The organism is Agromyces sp. SYSU T00194, from assembly GCF_040496035.1.
In the GTDB taxonomy this organism is placed as follows: Bacteria; Actinomycetota; Actinomycetes; order Actinomycetales; family Microbacteriaceae; genus Agromyces; species Agromyces chitinivorans.
On record NZ_JBEPJZ010000002.1, the window covers coordinates 364,798 to 381,148 of the forward strand.

Consider the following 16,351-nt stretch of genomic DNA (forward strand, 5'->3'; position numbering starts at 1 on the left):
TCGTGCGCCGGTGTGGCGGAATGGCAGACGCGGAGCACTCAAAATGCTTTGCCCGAGAGGGCGTGTGGGTTCGACCCCCACCACCGGCACGACCGAAACGGCGAACGGCCGGCCCCTCCCGGGAGCCGGCCGTTCGCCGTCGCGGAGCCCTTTACAGGACCTCGCCCACGTTGTGCACGCGGATGTCGTTGGTGGTGCCGGGGATGCCGGGAGGGGACCCGGAGATGATGACGACCTTCTCGCCCTCGACGGCCAGGCCCTCGCGGCTCAGCACCTCGTCGACCTGGGCGACCATCTGGTCGGTGTGCGTCACGCGCGACACCACGAACGACTGGACGCCCCAGTAGAGCGCCATGCGGCGACGGATCGCCGGATCGGGCGTGAACGCCAGGATCGGGATGTCGCTGCGGATGCGGGACATGCGGCGCACCGACTCACCGGACTCGGTGAAGACGCAGAGGAACTTCGCCGCGACGAAGTTCGCCACGTCGACCGCGGCGAGGGTGATGGCGCCCGACTGCGTGCGCGGCTTGGTGCCGAGCGGCGGCACGCGGTCCAGTCCGTGCTGTTCGGTCGAGGCGACGATGCGGGCCATCGTCTCGAGCGTGACCGTCGGGTACTCGCCGACGCTCGTCTCGCCCGAGAGCATGACTGCGTCGGCGCCGTCGAGCACGGCGTTCGCGACGTCGGAGGTCTCCGCACGCGTCGGCACGGGGCTGTGGATCATCGACTCGAGCATCTGGGTGGCGACGATGACGGGCTTCGCCATGCGTCGCGCCGACTCGATCGCCCGCTTCTGGACGATCGGCACGGCCTCCAGCGGGAGCTCCACGCCGAGGTCGCCGCGGGCGACCATGAGGGCGTCGAACGCATCGATGATCTCGTCGAGCGCCTCGACCGCCTGGGGCTTCTCGATCTTCGCGACGACCGGCACGCGACGGCCGACCTCGTCCATGATCTCGCGCACGCGCGACACGTCCGCGGCATTGCGCACGAACGAGAGCGCGATCAGGTCGGCGCCGAGCTCGAGGCCCCAGCGCAGGTCGGCCTCGTCCTTCTCCGAGAGCGCCGGCACGTTGACCGCGACGCCCGGGAGGTTGATGCCCTTGTTGTCGGAGACCGGGCCGGCGACGACGACCTCGGTGCGGACGCGGGTGCCGTCGGTGTCGAGCACCTTCACGCGCACCTTGCCGTCGTCGATGAGCAGGAAGTCCCCCGGCGCGACGTCGTGCGGCAGCCCCTTGAAGGTCGTCGAGCAGATCTGCTCGTCGCCGAGGATGTCCTCGGTCGTGATGGTGAACACGTCGCCCTGCGCGAGCTCGTGCGGTCCGTTCGCGAACTTCCCGAGGCGGATCTTCGGACCCTGCAGGTCGACGAGCACCGCGACGGCGCGGCCGGAGTCGTTCGCCGCCTTCCGGATGTTCTGGTAGACCCCCTCGTGCACGTCGTACGACCCGTGGCTCAGGTTCATGCGGGCGACGTCGAGGCCGGCGTCGATGAGCGCGCGGATCCCTTCGTAGCTCGCAGTCGCGGGTCCGAGCGTGGCGACGATCTTCGCGCGTCTCATGTGTTGTGCTCCGTGTTCCTCGCGCCGGGGCGCGGTGATCGTGGTGGTGATGATGGGTGGGCGGTCAGACGGCGAGGGCCTGGGCGGAGGCCGGGATCGGGCTCGGCAGGTGCGTCTCCCCTTCAAGGTAGCGGTCCACCGACGCGGCCGCAGCCCGGCCCTCGGCGATGGCCCACACGATGAGGGACTGCCCGCGCCCGGCGTCGCCGGCGGCGAACACGCCGGGGATGCTGGTGGCGTAGGCGTCGTCGCGCTGCACGTTGCCGCGCTGGGTGAACTCGGCGCCGAGCTGGCTCGACAGCTCCTGCGACTCGGGCCCGGTGAACCCGAGGGCGAGCAGCACGAGGTCGGCGGGGATCTCCCGCTCGGTGCCCGCCTTGGGCACGCGGCGGCCGTCGAGGTACTCGGTCTCCGCGACGCGGATCGCACGGACCTCCCCGACGTCGTTCGAGACGAACTCCACCGTGGACGCGAGGTACTGGCGCGTGCCGCCCTCCTCGTGCGCGGTCTGCACCTCGAAGAGGTTCGGGTGCATCGGCCACGGCTGGCTGTCGGGACGCGCGATGCCGGGCTTCTTGCCGATCGCGAGGTTCGTCACCGAGAGCGCGCCCTGGCGGTGCGCGGTGCCGATGCAGTCGGCGCCGGTGTCGCCGCCGCCCAGGACCACCACGTGCTTGCCCTCGGCCGTGATCTGCTCCGGCACGGTGTCGCCCGCGACCGCGTGGTTCGACTGCACGAGGTACTCCATGGCGAAGTGCACGCCGGGGAGGTCGCGCCCGGGGATCGGCAGGTCGCGCGGCACCATGGCGCCCGTGGCGATGACGATCGCGTCGTACCGCTCGCGGAGCGCGCTCCACGAGATGTCGGTGCCGATGTCCACGCCCGCGCGGAACCGCGTACCCTCGGCCGTCATCTGGGCGATGCGCTGGTCGAGGTGGCGCTTCTCCATCTTGAAGTCGGGGATGCCGTAGCGCAGCAGGCCGCCGATGCGGTCGTCGCGCTCGTACACGGCGACCGTGTGTCCCGCGCGCGTGAGCTGCTGTGCGGCGGCGAGTCCGGCGGGGCCGGAGCCCACGACGGCGACGGTCTTGCCCGTGAGCCGCCCCGGCGGGTGCGGCTGCACCCAGCCGTTCGAGAACGCCTGGTCGATGATCGAGACCTCGACCTGCTTGATCGTGACGGCGGGCTGGTTGATGCCGAGCACGCACGACGACTCGCACGGCGCGGGGCAGAGGCGACCGGTGAACTCCGGGAAGTTGTTGGTCGCGTGCAGGCGCTCGATGGCGGCTCGGCCCTCGCCGCGCCACATCAGGTCGTTCCACTCGGGGATGAGGTTGCCGAGCGGGCAGCCCTGATGGCAGAACGGGATGCCGCAGTCCATGCATCGGCCCGCCTGGCGGCGCAGCTGCGCGGGATCGCCCTGCTCGTAGACCTCCTTGAAGTCCATGATGCGCACGGGAACCGGGCGCCGCTTCGGCAGCTCGCGCTCGGTGGTCTTGAGGAAGCCCTTCGGGTCAGCCACCGGTCACCTCCAGGATCCGGCCCCACACGACGTCGCCGTCGGGGTCCAGCCCCTCGTCGACCGCGCTCTGGCGTGTCTCGAGGACGGCCGCGTAGTCGCGTGGGAGAACCTTCACGAATCGCTCCATGGTGTCGGATGCCTCGAGCAGTCGGGCCGCGAGGGCGGACCCGGTGTGCTCCTGGTGCTGGCGGAGGAGATCGCGCACGATCTCCCGGTCGGCGCTGCCGAGCTCGTGCAGCTGCAGCTCGCCGGACGCGAGCGCATCGCGGTTGATGCGCTCCTTGGGCAGGTCGAACACGTACGCCGTGCCGCCCGACATGCCCGCGCCGAGGTTGCGGCCGGTCGGGCCGAGGATGAGCGCGAGGCCGCCGGTCATGTACTCGAGCGCGTGGTCGCCCACGCCCTCGACGACCGCCGTCGCGCCCGAGTTGCGCACGAGGAAGCGCTCGCCGACGATGCCGCTGATGAACATGCTGCCCTGGGTCGAGCCGTAGCCGATCACGTTGCCGGCGATGACGTTGCGCTCGGCCGCGAACGTGCTCGCGCGGTCGGGCCGCACGATGATCTCGCCGCCGGACAGCCCCTTGCCCACGTAGTCGTTCGAGTCGCCCTCGAGGCGCAGCGTGATGCCGGCGGGCAGGAACGCGCCGAACGACTGCCCGGCCGAACCCGTCAGCGTCACGTCGATCGACCCGGCCGGGAGCCCGTTCACGCCGTGGCGCACGGTCACCTCGTGTCCGAGCATGGTGCCGACGGCCCGTTCGGTGTTGCGGATCGGCAGCGCGATCTCGACGCGACCGCCGTGCTCCAGCACGTCGGCGCTCGCCTCGATCAGCTGGTTGTCGAAGTGCTCGTCGAGCTCGTGGTCCTGCGGGCGCCCGTTGCGACGCGGCTCGGCGTCGGAGAAGTCCGGGCCCACGAGCACCGGCGACAGGTCGAGCCCGCTCGCCTTCCAGTGCGCCACGGCACGGTCGACGTCGAGCATCTCGCGGCGCCCGATCGCCTCGTCGAGGCTGCGGAAGCCGAGCTCGGCGAGGTACTCGCGCACCTCCTGGGCGATGAACTCGAAGAAGTTGACGACGAACTCGGGCTTGCCGCTGAAGCGCTTGCGCAACTCGGGATTCTGCGTGGCGACGCCGACCGGGCAGGTGTCGAGGTGGCAGACGCGCATGAGCACGCAGCCCTCGACGACGAGCGGGGCCGTGGCGAAGCCGAACTCCTCGGCGCCGAGCAGGGCGCCGATGATCACGTCGCGGCCGGTCTTCATCTGGCCGTCGACCTGCACCACCACGCGGTCGCGCATGCCGTTGAGCATGAGCGTCTGCTGGGTCTCGGCGAGGCCGAGCTCCCAGGGCGTGCCCGCGTGCTTCAGCGAGTTCATCGGGCTCGCACCGGTGCCGCCGTCGTGCCCGGAGACGAGGATGACGTCGGCGAGGGCCTTCGCCGTGCCCGCCGCGACGGCGCCGATGCCCGACTGGCTCACGAGCTTCACGTGCACCCTGGCGCCCGGGTTCGCGCGCTTCAGGTCGAAGATGAGCTGCTTGAGGTCTTCGATGGAGTAGATGTCGTGGTGCGGCGGCGGCGAGATCAGCCCGACGCCCGCGGTCGCGTGACGCGTGCGGGCGACCCAGGGGTACACCTTCGTGGGCGGCAACTGCCCGCCCTCGCCGGGCTTGGCGCCCTGCGCGAGCTTGATCTGGATGTCGTCGGCGTGCGTGAGGTACATGCTCGTCACGCCGAAGCGGCCGGACGCGACCTGCTTGATCGCGCTGCGACGCTCGGGGTCGAGCAGCCGGTCGAGGTCCTCGCCCCCCTCGCCCGTGTTCGAGCGCGCGCCGATGCGGTTCATCGCGATCGCGAGGGTCTCGTGCGCCTCCTTGGAGATGGAGCCGTAGCTCATCGCACCGGTCGAGAACCGCTTCACGATCGACGAGACCGGCTCGACCTCGTCGATCGGCACCGGCGGGCGTGCACCGCTGCGCAGCGAGAACATGCCGCGGAGCGTCATGAGGTTGGAGGCCTGGCCGTCGACCATCGAGGTGTACTCGCGGAAGACGTCGTAGCGCCCGCTGCGCGTGGCGTGCTGCAGGCGGAACACCGTCTCGGGGTTGAAGAGGTGCGGTGCGCCGTCGCGGCGCCACTGGTACTCGCCGCCGGTCGCGAGCCGCTCGTGCACGGTGACCGCGACGTCGTCGGGGTACGCGCCCTTGTAGCGGCGGGCGTTCTCCGTGGCGATGACCTCGAGGCCCACGCCGCCGAGCTTCGACGTCGTGCCGGTGAAGAACTCGTCGACGAACTCCTGGCTGAGGCCGACGGCCTCGAACGCCTGGGCGCCCGCATACGACGACATCGTGGAGATGCCCATCTTCGACATGATCTTCAGCACGCCCTTGCCGAGCGCCTTGATCACGTTCTTCACGGCCTGCTCGGGGGTCACGCCGGTGATGACGCCGGAGCGCACGAGCTCCTCGCACGTCTCCATGGCGAGGTACGGGTTCACGGCCGACGCGCCGTAGCCGACGAGCAGCGCGACGTGGTGCACCTCGCGCACGTCGCCGGTCTCGACGACGATGCCCACGCGCATGCGGGTCTCGGAGCGGATGAGGTGGTGGTGCACGGCCGCGAGCATGAGCAGCGACGGGATCGGCGCGAGCTCCGACGTGGTGTCGCGGTCGCTCAGCACGAGGAACTTCGCCCCCGCCGCGATGGCGCGGTCCGCCTCGTCGCACAGTGCGTTCAGGCGCGAGCGCAGTCCCTCGGTGCCCTCCTCGACCCGGTACAGGCCGCGCAGCGTGGTGGTCGTGGCGCTGTCGGGGCGCGGGTCGATGTGCTGGATCTTCGCCAGCTCGTCGTTGTCGATCACGGGGAACGACAGCGCCACCTGGTGCGCGTGGTCGGGACCCGAGGTCAGCAGGTTGTGCTCCGGACCGAGGGTCGTGCCGAGCGAGGTGACGACCTCCTCGCGGATCGAGTCGAGCGGCGGGTTCGTCACCTGCGCGAACTGCTGGGTGAAGTAGTCGAAGAGCAGGCGGGGGCGCTCGCTGAGCACCGCGATGGGGGTGTCGGACCCCATCGCGCCGAGGGGCTCGGCGCCGGTGCGCGCCATCGGCGTGAGCAGCACGCGCACCTCCTCCTCGGTGTAGCCGAAGGTGCGCTGGCGGCGACGCACGGATGCCGGCGGGTGCACGATGTGCTCGCGCTCGGGCAGGTCGCCGAGGCGGATGCGGCCGGAGTCGAGCCACTCCCCCCACGGCTCGGACGCCGCGAGGTCGGACTTGATCTCGTCGTCCTCGATGAGGCGCCCGGCGACCGTGTCGACGAGGAACATGCGCCCGGGCTGCAGGCGGCCCTTGCGCACCACCTTCGACGGGTCGATGTCGAGCACGCCGATCTCGCTCGCGAGCACGACGAGGCCGTCGTCGGTGACGACGTAGCGCCCGGGGCGGAGGCCGTTGCGGTCGAGCGTGGCGCCCACGAGCGAGCCATCGGTGAAGACGATCGCTGCCGGGCCGTCCCACGGCTCCATGAGCATCGAGTGGTACTCGTAGAACGCGCGACGGGCGGGGTCGATCTCGGTCGCGTTCTCCCACGCCTCCGGGACCATCATCATGATCGCATGCGGCAGGCTGCGGCCGGAGAGGCTCAGCAGCTCGACGACCTCGTCGAAGGACGCGGAGTCGCTCGAGCCCGGCGTGACGATCGGCATGACCGGGCCGAGGTCGCCCAGCAGCTCGGACTCGAGCTGCGACTGGCGCGCGCGCATCCAGTTGCGGTTGCCCTGCACCGTGTTGATCTCGCCGTTGTGCGCGATCATGCGGAACGGCTGTGCGAGCGGCCACGACGGGAACGTGTTCGTCGAGTAGCGCGAGTGCACGAGCGCCAGCTTCGAGGCGAACCGCTCGTCCGACAGGTCGGGGTAGAAGGGCTCGAGCTGGAGGGTCGTGACCATGCCCTTGTAGACCAGCGTGCGGCACGACAGCGAAGCGAAGTAGAGCTCGATCTCCCGCTCGGCGCGCTTGCGCAGGCGGAACGTGAGCCGGTCGAGCGCGATGTCGGACAGGGGCGCGCCGGCCTCGGTCTCGTCGGTGCTGCGCACGTACACCTGCTGCACGTCGGGCATCGCGGCGCGTGCAAGCGTGCCCAGTTCGTCGGGGCGCACCGGCACCTCGCGCCAGCCGATGATCTCGAGGCGCTCCTCCGCGGCGATCTCGCGGAAGCGGCGCTTGACCGCGCTGCGCTGGGTCGGGTCGGTGGGCAGGAACGCGTTGCCGACGGCGTAGCGGCCGGGCGCGGGCAGCTCGAACGGGACGACCTCGCGGAGGAAGGCGTCGGGCACCTGCGTGATGATGCCCGCTCCGTCGCCGGTGCCGGCGTCGGAGCCCACCGCGCCCCGGTGCTCGAGGTTGCGCAGCGCGTCGAGCGCCGCCTGGATGATGTCGTGTCCGGCGGTGCCGCGGAGCGTCGCGACCATCGCGAGGCCGCAGGCGTCCTTCTCGTGTGCGGGGTCGTACATCCCCTGGGCCGGGGGGACCGCCCCGAAGCGGGAGTGGGTCGGAGTCATCGCCACAGTGACCGTCCTCGTGAAATCAGTGAACCAGCGCGGGACGCCTTCGGCCCATCGGAAGAAATGTGATGTGCTCCCCCACGGTACGGGGACGCATCGGGGCTCGGGCCGGATCGCCCGGACTAGGAGGTCGTCTCGCGTGTGCTTGTGGCTGCGGCCGCCTCCGTGTCGCCCTCGTCCTCGGCATCGTCGCCGATCGTGTCTCGGTCGGACTCGGTGTCGTCCGAGTCTACCCCGTCGTCCGGACGCCACTCGCGGCCGGGCACGTAGGGGCTCGCCTCCATGCCCGTGTGCCGGCGGGACTGCACGATGAGGATGATCACGCCGATCGCGATCGCCGCGAGCGACGCCCAGACGTTCGAGCGGATGCCCAGGAAGACCTCGCTCGGGTCGACGCGGATCGACTCCAGGAAGGTACGGCCGATGCCGTACCAGATGAGGTACACGGCGAACGCCTTGCCCCAGCGCAGGCGGAACTTGCGCTCCAGCCAGAGCAGCACGGCGACGCCGAGGAGGTTCCAGACGATCTCGTACAGGAACGTGGGGTGGAACAGCGTTCCGGGCTCGAGGCCCGCGGGGAACGCGGGGTTCGTCGACTCGATCTCGAGGCCCCACGGCAGGTCGGTGGGAAGGCCGAACAGCTCGTGGTTGAACCAGTTGCCGAGGCGGCCGGCGGCCTGCGCGACGAGCATGCCCGGCGCGAGTGCGTCGGCGAACGACCAGAAGCGGATGCCCGTGAGCCGGCAGCCGATCCAGACGCCCAGCGCACCGCCGATGAGCGAGCCGTAGATGGCGTTGCCGCCCTCCCAGATCGCGAACACCTTCCAGAGGTCGGCACCCTCGTAGAAGTAGTCCCCCGGGTGGGTGAAGACGTGGTAGAAGCGCGCGAACACGATGCCGAGCGGCACGGCCCACAGCGCGATGTCGAGCACGATGCCCGGCTCGGCGCCGCGCGTGGTGAGCCGCCGCGAGGTGATCCAGACCGCGAGCACGATGCCCACGAGGATGCATAGCGCGTACGCGTGGATCGTCAGCGACACGCCCCACGGCAGCGGGATGTCGAAGGAGCTCCACTCCGGGCTGGGGATGCTGAGCGGTGCGATCACGTTCGTTCGGTGCCTTTCGTCCTGACTGCGGGTTCGGGCCCGCATGCGGCCTCGGCCAGCGTACTATCCCGCCGGACGCGTGCCGCGCGCGAGTTCCGCGGCCAGCGCGCCGACCCCGTCCACACCCCCGTCGGCGAGTGCCTTCACGAGCGCGGAGCCGACGATCGCGCCGTCGGCGTAGGAGACGACCTCGCGCACCTGCTCGGCGGTCGAGATGCCGACGCCGACGCAGCTCCGGGGGCTTCCGGCCGCACGCAGCCGCTCGACGAGCGTGCGGGCGGCGCGGTCGACGTCGGCCCGGGCGCCGGTGATGCCCATGGTCGAGACCGCGTAAACGAAACCACGGCTGGCCTCCACGGTGCGGGCGAGGCGCGCGTCGGAGGAACTGGGTGCGGCCAGGAACACGCGGTCGAGGCCGGTGCGGTCGGATGCCGCGAGCCAGGCGTCCGCCTCGTCGGGGATGAGGTCGGGCGTGATCAGGCCCGCGCCGCCCGCGGCGGCGAGGTCGTCGGCGAACCGGTCGACGCCGTACTGCACCACGGGGTTCCAGTAGGTCATCATCAGGATCGGCGCGTCGACCTGCTCCCGGATCGCGCGTACGGCCTCGAAGCCGTGCGCGAGCCGGAACCCGCCGGCGAGGGCGGCCTGCGTGGCGCCCTGGATGACCGGGCCGTCCATCACGGGGTCGGAGTACGGGATGCCGAGCTCGAGCGCGTCGACGCCGTTCTCCACCAGCGCGACGGCCGCGTCGACGCTCGCACCGAGCGACGGGAAGCCGACCGGCAGGTAGCCCACGAGCGCGCCGGACCCGGCCGCCACGCGTGCGTCGATGACCTCGCCCACGCCGCTCATGCGCCCTCCTCGCCGTCGATGAGCTCGAACCACTTCGCAGCGGTCTCCATGTCCTTGTCGCCGCGGCCCGAGAGGTTCACCAGGATGCTCGCGTCGGGCCCGAGCTCCCGCCCCAGCTCGAGCGCACCCGCGAGCGCGTGCGCGGACTCGATGGCGGGGATGATGCCCTCGGTGCGGGACAGCAGCCGGAGCGCGTCCATGGCCGCGGCATCCGTGGACGCCCGGTACTCCGCGCGCCCGATGTCGGAGAGCCAGGAGTGCTCGGGACCGACGCCCGGGTAGTCGAGCCCGGCGGAGATCGAGTGCGACTCGATCGTCTGGCCGTCCTCGTCCTGCAGCAGGAAGCTGCGCGCGCCGTGCAGCACGCCCGGACGACCCTTCCCGATGGTCGCGGCGTGGCGCTCGGTGTCGACGCCCTCGCCGCCCGCCTCGAAGCCGTAGAGCGCGACGTCCGGGTCGTCGAGGAACGCGTGGAAGATGCCGATCGCGTTCGAGCCGCCGCCGACGCACGCGGCGACCGCGGTGGGCAGCGCACCCGTGCGCTCGAGCATCTGGGCCCGCGCCTCCTCGCCGATGATCTTCTGGAGGTCCCGCACCATCGCCGGGAACGGGTGCGGACCCGCGACCGTGCCGAAGATGTAGTTGGTGTGCCCGACGTTGGTCACCCAGTCGCGCATGGCCTCGTTGATCGCATCCTTGAGCGTGCGCGAGCCGTGCGTGACCGGGATCACCTCGGCGCCGAGCAGCCGCATGCGCGCCACGTTCAGCGCCTGGCGCTCGGTGTCGACCTCGCCCATGTAGATGACGCAGTCGAGCCCGAACAGCGCCGCCGCCGTCGCGGTCGCGACGCCGTGCTGGCCCGCCCCGGTCTCGGCGATGACGCGGGTCTTGCCGACCCGCTTCGTGAGGAGCGCCTGGCCGAGCACGTTGTTGATCTTGTGCGAGCCCGTGTGGTTGAGGTCCTCCCGCTTCAGGAAGACGCGGGCGCCGCCGGCGTGCTCCGCGAAGCGGCGCACCTCGGTGAGCGGCGACGGCCGGCCGACGTAGTCGCGCAGCAGGCTGTCGAGCTCGTCGTGGAACGCGGGGTCGAGCTTGGCGAGCTGCCAGGCCTCGTCGAGCTCGTCGAGCGCGGCGATGAGCGACTCGGGCACGAACCGCCCGCCGAACTCGCCGAAGTACGGACCGGACTCGGTGCGCAGGGACATCTACTCCCCCAGGAATCTCGCGAGCGTCTCGCGGGGGTCGCTCGTGACGAGCGCCTCCCCCACGAGGACCACGTCGGCCCCGGCCGCGCGGTAGGCCGCGACGTCGGCGGCCGTCGACACGGCCGACTCGGCGACGCGCACGGCGCCCTCCGGGAAGTCCGGCGCGAGCCGGCCGAAGAGGTCGCGGTCGAGCTCGAAGGTGGACAGGTTTCGGGCGTTGACGCCGATCAGGCGCGCACCGATGTCGGCGGCGCGACGCAGTTCGTCGGCGTCGTGGGTCTCGACGAGCGCGGTCATGCCGAGCTCGCCGATGAGCGCGTGCAGCTCGACGAGGTCGCGCTGCTCCAGCGCCGCGACGATGAGCAGCACCAGGTCGGCACCGGCGGCACGCGCCTCGAGCACCTGGTACGGCGTGGCGATGAAGTCCTTGCGGAGCACGGGCAGCGACACGGCGGCGCGCACGGCCTCGAGGTCGGCCAGGGAGCCGAGGAAGCGACGGCCCTCGGTCAGCACGCTGATGGCGCTCGCACCGCCGGCCTCGTACTCGCGTGCGAGCGCTGCCGGATCGGGGATGTCGGCCAGCGGGCCGCGCGACGGGCTCGCGCGCTTCACCTCGGCGATGATCCTGACGCGGTCCGCCGGCGCGAGGGCCGCGAGGGCGTCCAGTGCGGGCGCGCGCTCGGCCGCAGCGCGCTCGACGTCCGCGAGGGGCGTCTCGGCACGACGGGCCTCGGCGTCCGCGACCGCGTTCGCCGTGAGCTCGGACAGCACGTCGGTCAGTGCTCCGCTGCGGTCACGCGCGCGCCGCCCACGCCGTAGCCGGCCTTCGCGAGCGCCCAGCCGGCGACCGCGCCGAGCACGAGCAGCACCGCGGATGCCCACACCAGCCACTCGACGGCGAAGAAGAACGCGACGGTGCCGATCGCGAACGCGACGAGCATGATCACCACGGCAATCCAGGCTGCGGGCGAGTGTCCGTGGCCCGGGTCGCTGACGTCAGTGCTCATGATGCTCCTTCTGGTGTGGGGACGGTGGAAGTCTATCGGGCCGACCGCGTCAGTCCCGACCCGGCTCGGTCGGATCCTCGCCGCGCGACAGCTCGTCCCATTCGTCGACGGCGCCCGCGGCGGAGCCGTCGGCGCGTTCGAGGCGCACGGCCCGGTAGCGGCGCGACGAATCGGGCCAGCGCGAGGAGGTCGCGAGCACCGCGACGCCTGCGGCGGCGAGCAGCACGCCCGAGGCGACGGCGACCCACGGCCAGGCGCTCCAGGCGACGGATGCCACGAGCCCGGCCGCCGACGACCCGGCGATGCCCGTGGCAGCGGTGACGACGGGGGCGGCCGCGGCGGCGGGGTCGCCCATGGCGAGCGCGGCCGACAGCACGACGCATGCGCCGAGCACGACGGCGAGCAGCCCGAGCACGAGGCGCGCGACACGACCCGCGATGGCCAGCGCCGCGCCGAGCGCGAGTCCGGCGAGTGCGAGCGCGGCCAGCGCGGCATCCGCCACCTGACCCGGCACCGCGTGCGCGTCGCCCGCGTCGAGCGTGACCGTGAACCAGTCCTGCGTCCAGGCGAGCAGGCCGAGCCCGGCCGCACCGATCACGGCGACGACGATGACGAGCTTGCGTCGACGTGCCGTCACGTCAGCCCAGGGTCCGCATCGCGTTGGCGACGGCGACCGCCCGCAGCGGCGCGGCGGCCTTGTTCTGCGACTCCTGGAACTCCGACTCGGGGTTCGAGTCGGCGACCAGCCCGCCGCCGGCCTGCACGCGCGCGACGCCGCCGCGGATGGTCGCAGTGCGGATCGCGATCGCGAGGTCGGCGTCGCCGCCGAACCCGAAGTAGCCCACGACGCCGCCGTAGACGCCGCGCTGCACGGGCTCGAGCTCGTCGATGATCTCGAGCGCGCGCGGCTTCGGCGCACCCGAGAGGGTGCCGGCCGGGAACGTCGCCCGGAACACGTCGATCGCGTCGGCGGTGGGCAGCAGGTCGCCCTCGACCGACGAGACGAGGTGCATGATGTGGCTGAACCGCTCGACGCGCATGAACTCGGTCACCTCGACCGAGCCCGCGGCGCACACCTTCGCGAGGTCGTTGCGCGCGAGGTCGACGAGCATGAGGTGCTCGGCGCGCTCCTTCGGGTCGCCCGAGAGCTCGGCCTCGAGGTCGGCGTCCTCCTCCGGCGTCGCCCCACGCGGCTTGGACCCGGCGATCGGATGCGTGTAGACGCGCCCGTCCTGCACCTTGACCAGCGCCTCGGGCGACGAGCCGACGATCCAGTACGGCTCGCCGTCGGGATCCTCGAGGCTCAGCAGGTACATGTACGGGCTCGGGTTCAGGCTCCGCAGCACGCGGTAGACGTCGATCGGCGCCGCGGTGCACTCCTGCTCGAACCGCTGCGAGATGACGACCTGGAAGATGTCGCCCTCGCGGATGTACTCCTTGCTCGTCACCACCGCGTCGAGGAAGTCCTGCCGGCGCGTGCGGGAGGTCGGCGCGGCGGGCGTCGCGAGGTCCACCACGGCGAGGTGCGCCTCGGAGGGCCGCGCCATCGCCGCCTGCATGCGGTCGAGTCGCGCCTGCGCGTCGGCCCACAGCGCGTCGGCGTCGTCGACGCCGTCGTTCAGGGCGCTGACGATGAGCTGCACCGTGCCCCGGCGGTGGTCGAGCACGACGAGCTCCGAGACGAAGCTCAGCGCCTGGCCGACGACCGCGCCCTCGGCGGGCGGGCGGTTCGGCAGCCGCTCGATCTGGCGGATGGCCTCCCAGCCGATGAAGCCGACGAGGCCGCCGGTGAGCGGCGGCATGCCGGGCACCGGCTCGGTCTGCCAGCGCGCGTAGAGCGCCGACACCGCCGCGAGCGGTCCCTCCGGGGCATCCGCCCCCAGCGCCCGCTCGGCGTCGAGGCCGTAGTCGAGCCACTCGGCGACGTCGCCGCGCTGGGTGAGCACGCCGTAGGACGCGGAGCCGACGAACGAGTACCGGGACCAGATGCCGCCCTGCTCCGCGGACTCGAGCAGGAAGGTGCCCGGGCGGCCGTCGGCGAGCTTGCGGTAGATGCCGACCGGGGTCTCCCCGTCGGCGAACAGCTCGCGGGTGACGGGCACCACGCGGCGACCGGGCAGCAGCGCGTCGAAGTCGGCGCGACCGGTCGTGCCGGTCTGCTCGGCGGTGGTCGGCATCGTGCTCCTCGTGGCGCGGGTCAGTCGGTGGATTCGGGCTCGGGTGCGCTGCCTGCGACGACCTCGAGCGGGTCGCCGTCGAAGCAGGTGCGCGTTCCGGTGTGGCAGGCCACGCCGACCTGGTCGACGCGCAGCAACAGCGTATCGCCGTCGCAGTCGAGGGCGGCCGTCCGCACGTACTGCGCGTGCCCGGAGGTGTCGCCCTTCCGCCAGTACTCCTGCCGCGACCTGGACCAGAACGTCACGCGCCCCTCGGTGAGGGTGCGCCGCATGGCCTCGCGGTCCATCCAGCCGAGCATGAGCACCTCGCCGGTGTCCCACTGCTGGATGACGGCGGGCAGCAGCCCGTCGCCGTTGAACGCCGCCCGGTCCATCGGGGACGCACCCGGGGCCCAGGGCTCGTCGTCGCGCTCGAGTTCCTCGTCGTCCGCGTAGGTCATCGTCGTACCGTCCGTCCGTCTGCGGCGAGGGCGTCCTTGACCTCGCCGATCGTGAGCTCGCGATTGTGGAAGACGGATGCCGCGAGCACGGCGTCCGCCCCCGCGCCGATCGCCGGCGCGAAGTGGTCGACCGCGCCGGCGCCGCCCGAGGCGATCACCGGCACCGACGACAGCTCGTGCATGAGCGCGATCAGCTCGAGGTCGAAGCCCTGCTTCGTGCCGTCCGCGTCGATGGAGTTGACCAGCAGCTCCCCCACGCCGAGCTCGATCGCCTGCCGCGCCCAGGCGAGCGCGTCGAGGGTCGTCTCGGTGCGGCCGCCGTGGGTCGTGACGACGAACCCCGACTCGGTGGCATCCGACCGCTTCACGTCGAGCGAGAGCACCAGCACCTGCGAGCCGAACCGGTCGGCGATCTCGCCGATCAGCGCCGGGCGGGCGATGGCCGCGCTGTTCACGCCCACCTTGTCGGCGCCGTGGCCCTGCAGGCGCGCGACGTCGTCGACCGAGCGGATGCCGCCGCCGACCGTGAGCGGGATGAACACCTGCTCCGCGGTGGCCTGCACGACCTCGTACGTGGTCGACCGGTCGTCGACCGTCGCCGTGACGTCGAGGAAGCAGAGCTCGTCGGCGCCCTGCTCCCCGTAGCGCCGGGCGAGCTCGACCGGGTCGCCGGCGTCGCGCAGGTCGCGGAAGTTCACGCCCTTGACCACGCGGCCGGCGGCCACGTCGAGGCATGGGATCACGCGGACCGCGACGGACATCAGAGCCTCGCCGCGTGGATGGCGCTGACCAGGATGGCGCGCGCGCCCAGTTCGTACAGGGCGTCCATGACGTGGTTCGTGTCGGTGCGCTTGATCATGACCCGCACGGCCGCCCACTCGCGGTCGTGCAGCGGCGAGACCGTCGGCGACTCGAACCCGGGTGCGATCGCCGTGGCCGCGTCGAGCAGGCTCATCGGCACGTCGTAGTCGAGCATGACGTACTCGCGCGCGACGATCACGCCGTTGAGGCGCCGCATCAGGGTGGTGGTGCCGGGCGCCTGGCTGCCCGAGCCGATCAGCACGGCCGTCGACTCGAGGATGACCGGGCCGAAGATCTCCAGACCGGCCTTGCGCAGCGTGCCGCCCGTGGAGACCACGTCGGCGACCGCGTCGGCGACGCCGAGGCGCACGGCCGACTCGACCGCGCCGTCGAGGCGCACGAGGTCGGCGGTCACGCCGTGGCGCTCCAGGAAGGCCCCGACGAGGCCCGGGTAGCTCGTCGCCACCCGCACGCCCGCCAGGTCGGCGAGCTCGGCGAAGCGGCCGGGCGTACCGGCGAAGCGGAAGGTGGAGCCGCCGAACCCGAGCTCGGCGATCTCCGAGGCATCCGACCCCGAGTCGAGCAGCAGGTCGCGGCCGGTGATGCCGACGTCGAGCGCGCCCGAGCCGACGTAGGTGGCGATGTCGCGCGGGCGGAGGTAGAAGAACTCGACGTCGTTGCGCGGGTCGGCGACGACGAGCTCGCGCGAGTCCCGGCGACCGGTGTACCCGGCCTCGAAGAGCATCTGGGCGGCGGTCTCGGACAGCGAGCCCTTGTTGGGCACTGCAATTCTCAGCATGGAACGAACTTTCGTGTGTGGACGATCAGGTGTGCGGGAGCGATCGCTCACAGATGTCGGTACACGTCCGCCGGCTCGAGCCCGCGCGCCAGCATCAGCACCTGGAGGTGGTAGAGCAGCTGCGAGATCTCCTCGGCCGTCTCGTCGTCGCTCTGGTACTCCGCGGCCATCCAGACCTCGGCCGCCTCCTCGACGACCTTCTTGCCGATCTGGTGCACGCCGGCGTCGAGCGCGGCGACCGTGCCCGAACCCTCGGGTCGGGTGCGGGCCTTCTCGCTCAGCTCGGCGAACAGGGCATCGAACGTCTTCAC

14 protein-coding genes and 1 tRNA gene are annotated in these 16,351 nt (G+C 71.8%); 1 reads left to right on the forward strand and 14 read right to left on the reverse strand.

From position 1 onward, the window contains the following. Positions 1-6 precede the first annotated feature (6 nt). Positions 7-89 (forward strand) — tRNA-Leu (locus tag ABZK10_RS14505). A gap of 62 nt (positions 90-151) precedes the next feature. Here ABZK10_RS14505 and pyk read toward each other — a convergent pair. The 14 genes from pyk to ABZK10_RS14575 form a co-directional block, all read right to left on the reverse strand. Next, the gene (gene pyk / locus ABZK10_RS14510; RefSeq protein ID WP_353810010.1) at positions 152-1,567 is read right to left on the reverse strand and encodes a pyruvate kinase; all 1,416 of its coding nucleotides are present in this window, start codon (positions 1,565-1,567) and stop codon (positions 152-154) included. A gap of 64 nt (positions 1,568-1,631) precedes the next feature. Beyond that, complete coding sequence (locus ABZK10_RS14515; RefSeq protein WP_353810011.1) at positions 1,632-3,089, reverse strand: glutamate synthase subunit beta; 1,458 nt, start codon at positions 3,087-3,089, stop codon at positions 1,632-1,634. After that, a complete protein-coding gene (gene gltB / locus ABZK10_RS14520) occupies positions 3,082-7,650 on the reverse strand; it encodes a glutamate synthase large subunit (protein ID WP_353810012.1) in 4,569 nt (1,522 codons plus the stop codon). Before gltB ends, ABZK10_RS14515 begins: the two co-directional genes overlap by 8 nt. Before the next feature lie 125 nt (positions 7,651-7,775). Beyond that, entirely contained in the window at positions 7,776-8,804 is a 1,029-nt protein-coding gene (gene lgt / locus ABZK10_RS14525; protein ID WP_353810013.1) for a prolipoprotein diacylglyceryl transferase, read from the reverse strand. Positions 8,805-8,822: 18 nt separating this feature from the next. Beyond that, positions 8,823-9,611 (reverse strand): tryptophan synthase subunit alpha, encoded by a 789-nt coding sequence (gene trpA, locus ABZK10_RS14530; protein ID WP_353810014.1) that lies wholly within the window; start codon positions 9,609-9,611, stop codon positions 8,823-8,825. Further along, entirely contained in the window at positions 9,608-10,816 is a 1,209-nt protein-coding gene (gene trpB / locus ABZK10_RS14535; RefSeq protein ID WP_353810015.1) for a tryptophan synthase subunit beta, read from the reverse strand. Before trpB ends, trpA begins: the two co-directional genes overlap by 4 nt. Further along, complete coding sequence (gene trpC / locus ABZK10_RS14540) at positions 10,817-11,587, reverse strand: indole-3-glycerol phosphate synthase TrpC (RefSeq protein WP_353810016.1); 771 nt, start codon at positions 11,585-11,587, stop codon at positions 10,817-10,819. It abuts the gene before it with no gap. 5 nt (positions 11,588-11,592) lie between these two features. Beyond that, positions 11,593-11,823 (reverse strand): DUF6704 family protein, encoded by a 231-nt coding sequence (locus tag ABZK10_RS14545; protein ID WP_353810017.1) that lies wholly within the window; start codon positions 11,821-11,823, stop codon positions 11,593-11,595. A gap of 49 nt (positions 11,824-11,872) precedes the next feature. Further along, entirely contained in the window at positions 11,873-12,460 is a 588-nt protein-coding gene (locus ABZK10_RS14550; protein WP_353810018.1) for a Trp biosynthesis-associated membrane protein, read from the reverse strand. A 1-nt stretch (position 12,461) separates the two neighbouring features. Then, complete coding sequence (locus ABZK10_RS14555; RefSeq protein ID WP_353810019.1) at positions 12,462-14,000, reverse strand: anthranilate synthase component I; 1,539 nt, start codon at positions 13,998-14,000, stop codon at positions 12,462-12,464. A gap of 20 nt (positions 14,001-14,020) precedes the next feature. Next, positions 14,021-14,374, reverse strand: coding sequence for a phosphoribosyl-AMP cyclohydrolase (gene hisI / locus ABZK10_RS14560; RefSeq protein ID WP_353810550.1), 354 nt, complete (start codon positions 14,372-14,374; stop codon positions 14,021-14,023). A gap of 62 nt (positions 14,375-14,436) precedes the next feature. Then, positions 14,437-15,201, reverse strand: coding sequence for an imidazole glycerol phosphate synthase subunit HisF (gene hisF, locus ABZK10_RS14565; RefSeq protein ID WP_353810020.1), 765 nt, complete (start codon positions 15,199-15,201; stop codon positions 14,437-14,439). Further along, on the reverse strand, positions 15,201-16,040 hold the full coding sequence (hisG, locus tag ABZK10_RS14570) for an ATP phosphoribosyltransferase (RefSeq protein ID WP_353810021.1): 840 nt from the start codon (positions 16,038-16,040) through the stop codon (positions 15,201-15,203). Before hisG ends, hisF begins: the two co-directional genes overlap by 1 nt. Before the next feature lie 47 nt (positions 16,041-16,087). Then, a complete protein-coding gene (locus ABZK10_RS14575) occupies positions 16,088-16,351 on the reverse strand; it encodes a phosphoribosyl-ATP diphosphatase (RefSeq protein ID WP_286309514.1) in 264 nt (87 codons plus the stop codon).

Coding starts and splice junctions, on each gene's coding strand:
- pyk (WP_353810010.1), bottom strand. CDS start 1,567: ATGAGACGCGCGAAGATCGTCGCCACGCTCGGACCCGCGACTGCGAGC.
- gltB (WP_353810012.1), bottom strand. CDS start 7,650: ATGACTCCGACCCACTCCCGCTTCGGGGCGGTCCCCCCGGCCCAGGGG.
- lgt (WP_353810013.1), bottom strand. CDS start 8,804: ATGCGGGCCCGAACCCGCAGTCAGGACGAAAGGCACCGAACGAACGTG.
- trpA (WP_353810014.1), bottom strand. CDS start 9,611: ATGAGCGGCGTGGGCGAGGTCATCGACGCACGCGTGGCGGCCGGGTCC.
- trpB (WP_353810015.1), bottom strand. CDS start 10,816: ATGTCCCTGCGCACCGAGTCCGGTCCGTACTTCGGCGAGTTCGGCGGG.
- ABZK10_RS14545 (WP_353810017.1), bottom strand. CDS start 11,823: ATGAGCACTGACGTCAGCGACCCGGGCCACGGACACTCGCCCGCAGCC.
- ABZK10_RS14555 (WP_353810019.1), bottom strand. CDS start 14,000: ATGCCGACCACCGCCGAGCAGACCGGCACGACCGGTCGCGCCGACTTC.
- hisI (WP_353810550.1), bottom strand. CDS start 14,374: ATGGACCGGGCGGCGTTCAACGGCGACGGGCTGCTGCCCGCCGTCATC.
- hisF (WP_353810020.1), bottom strand. CDS start 15,201: ATGTCCGTCGCGGTCCGCGTGATCCCATGCCTCGACGTGGCCGCCGGC.
- hisG (WP_353810021.1), bottom strand. CDS start 16,040: ATGCTGAGAATTGCAGTGCCCAACAAGGGCTCGCTGTCCGAGACCGCC.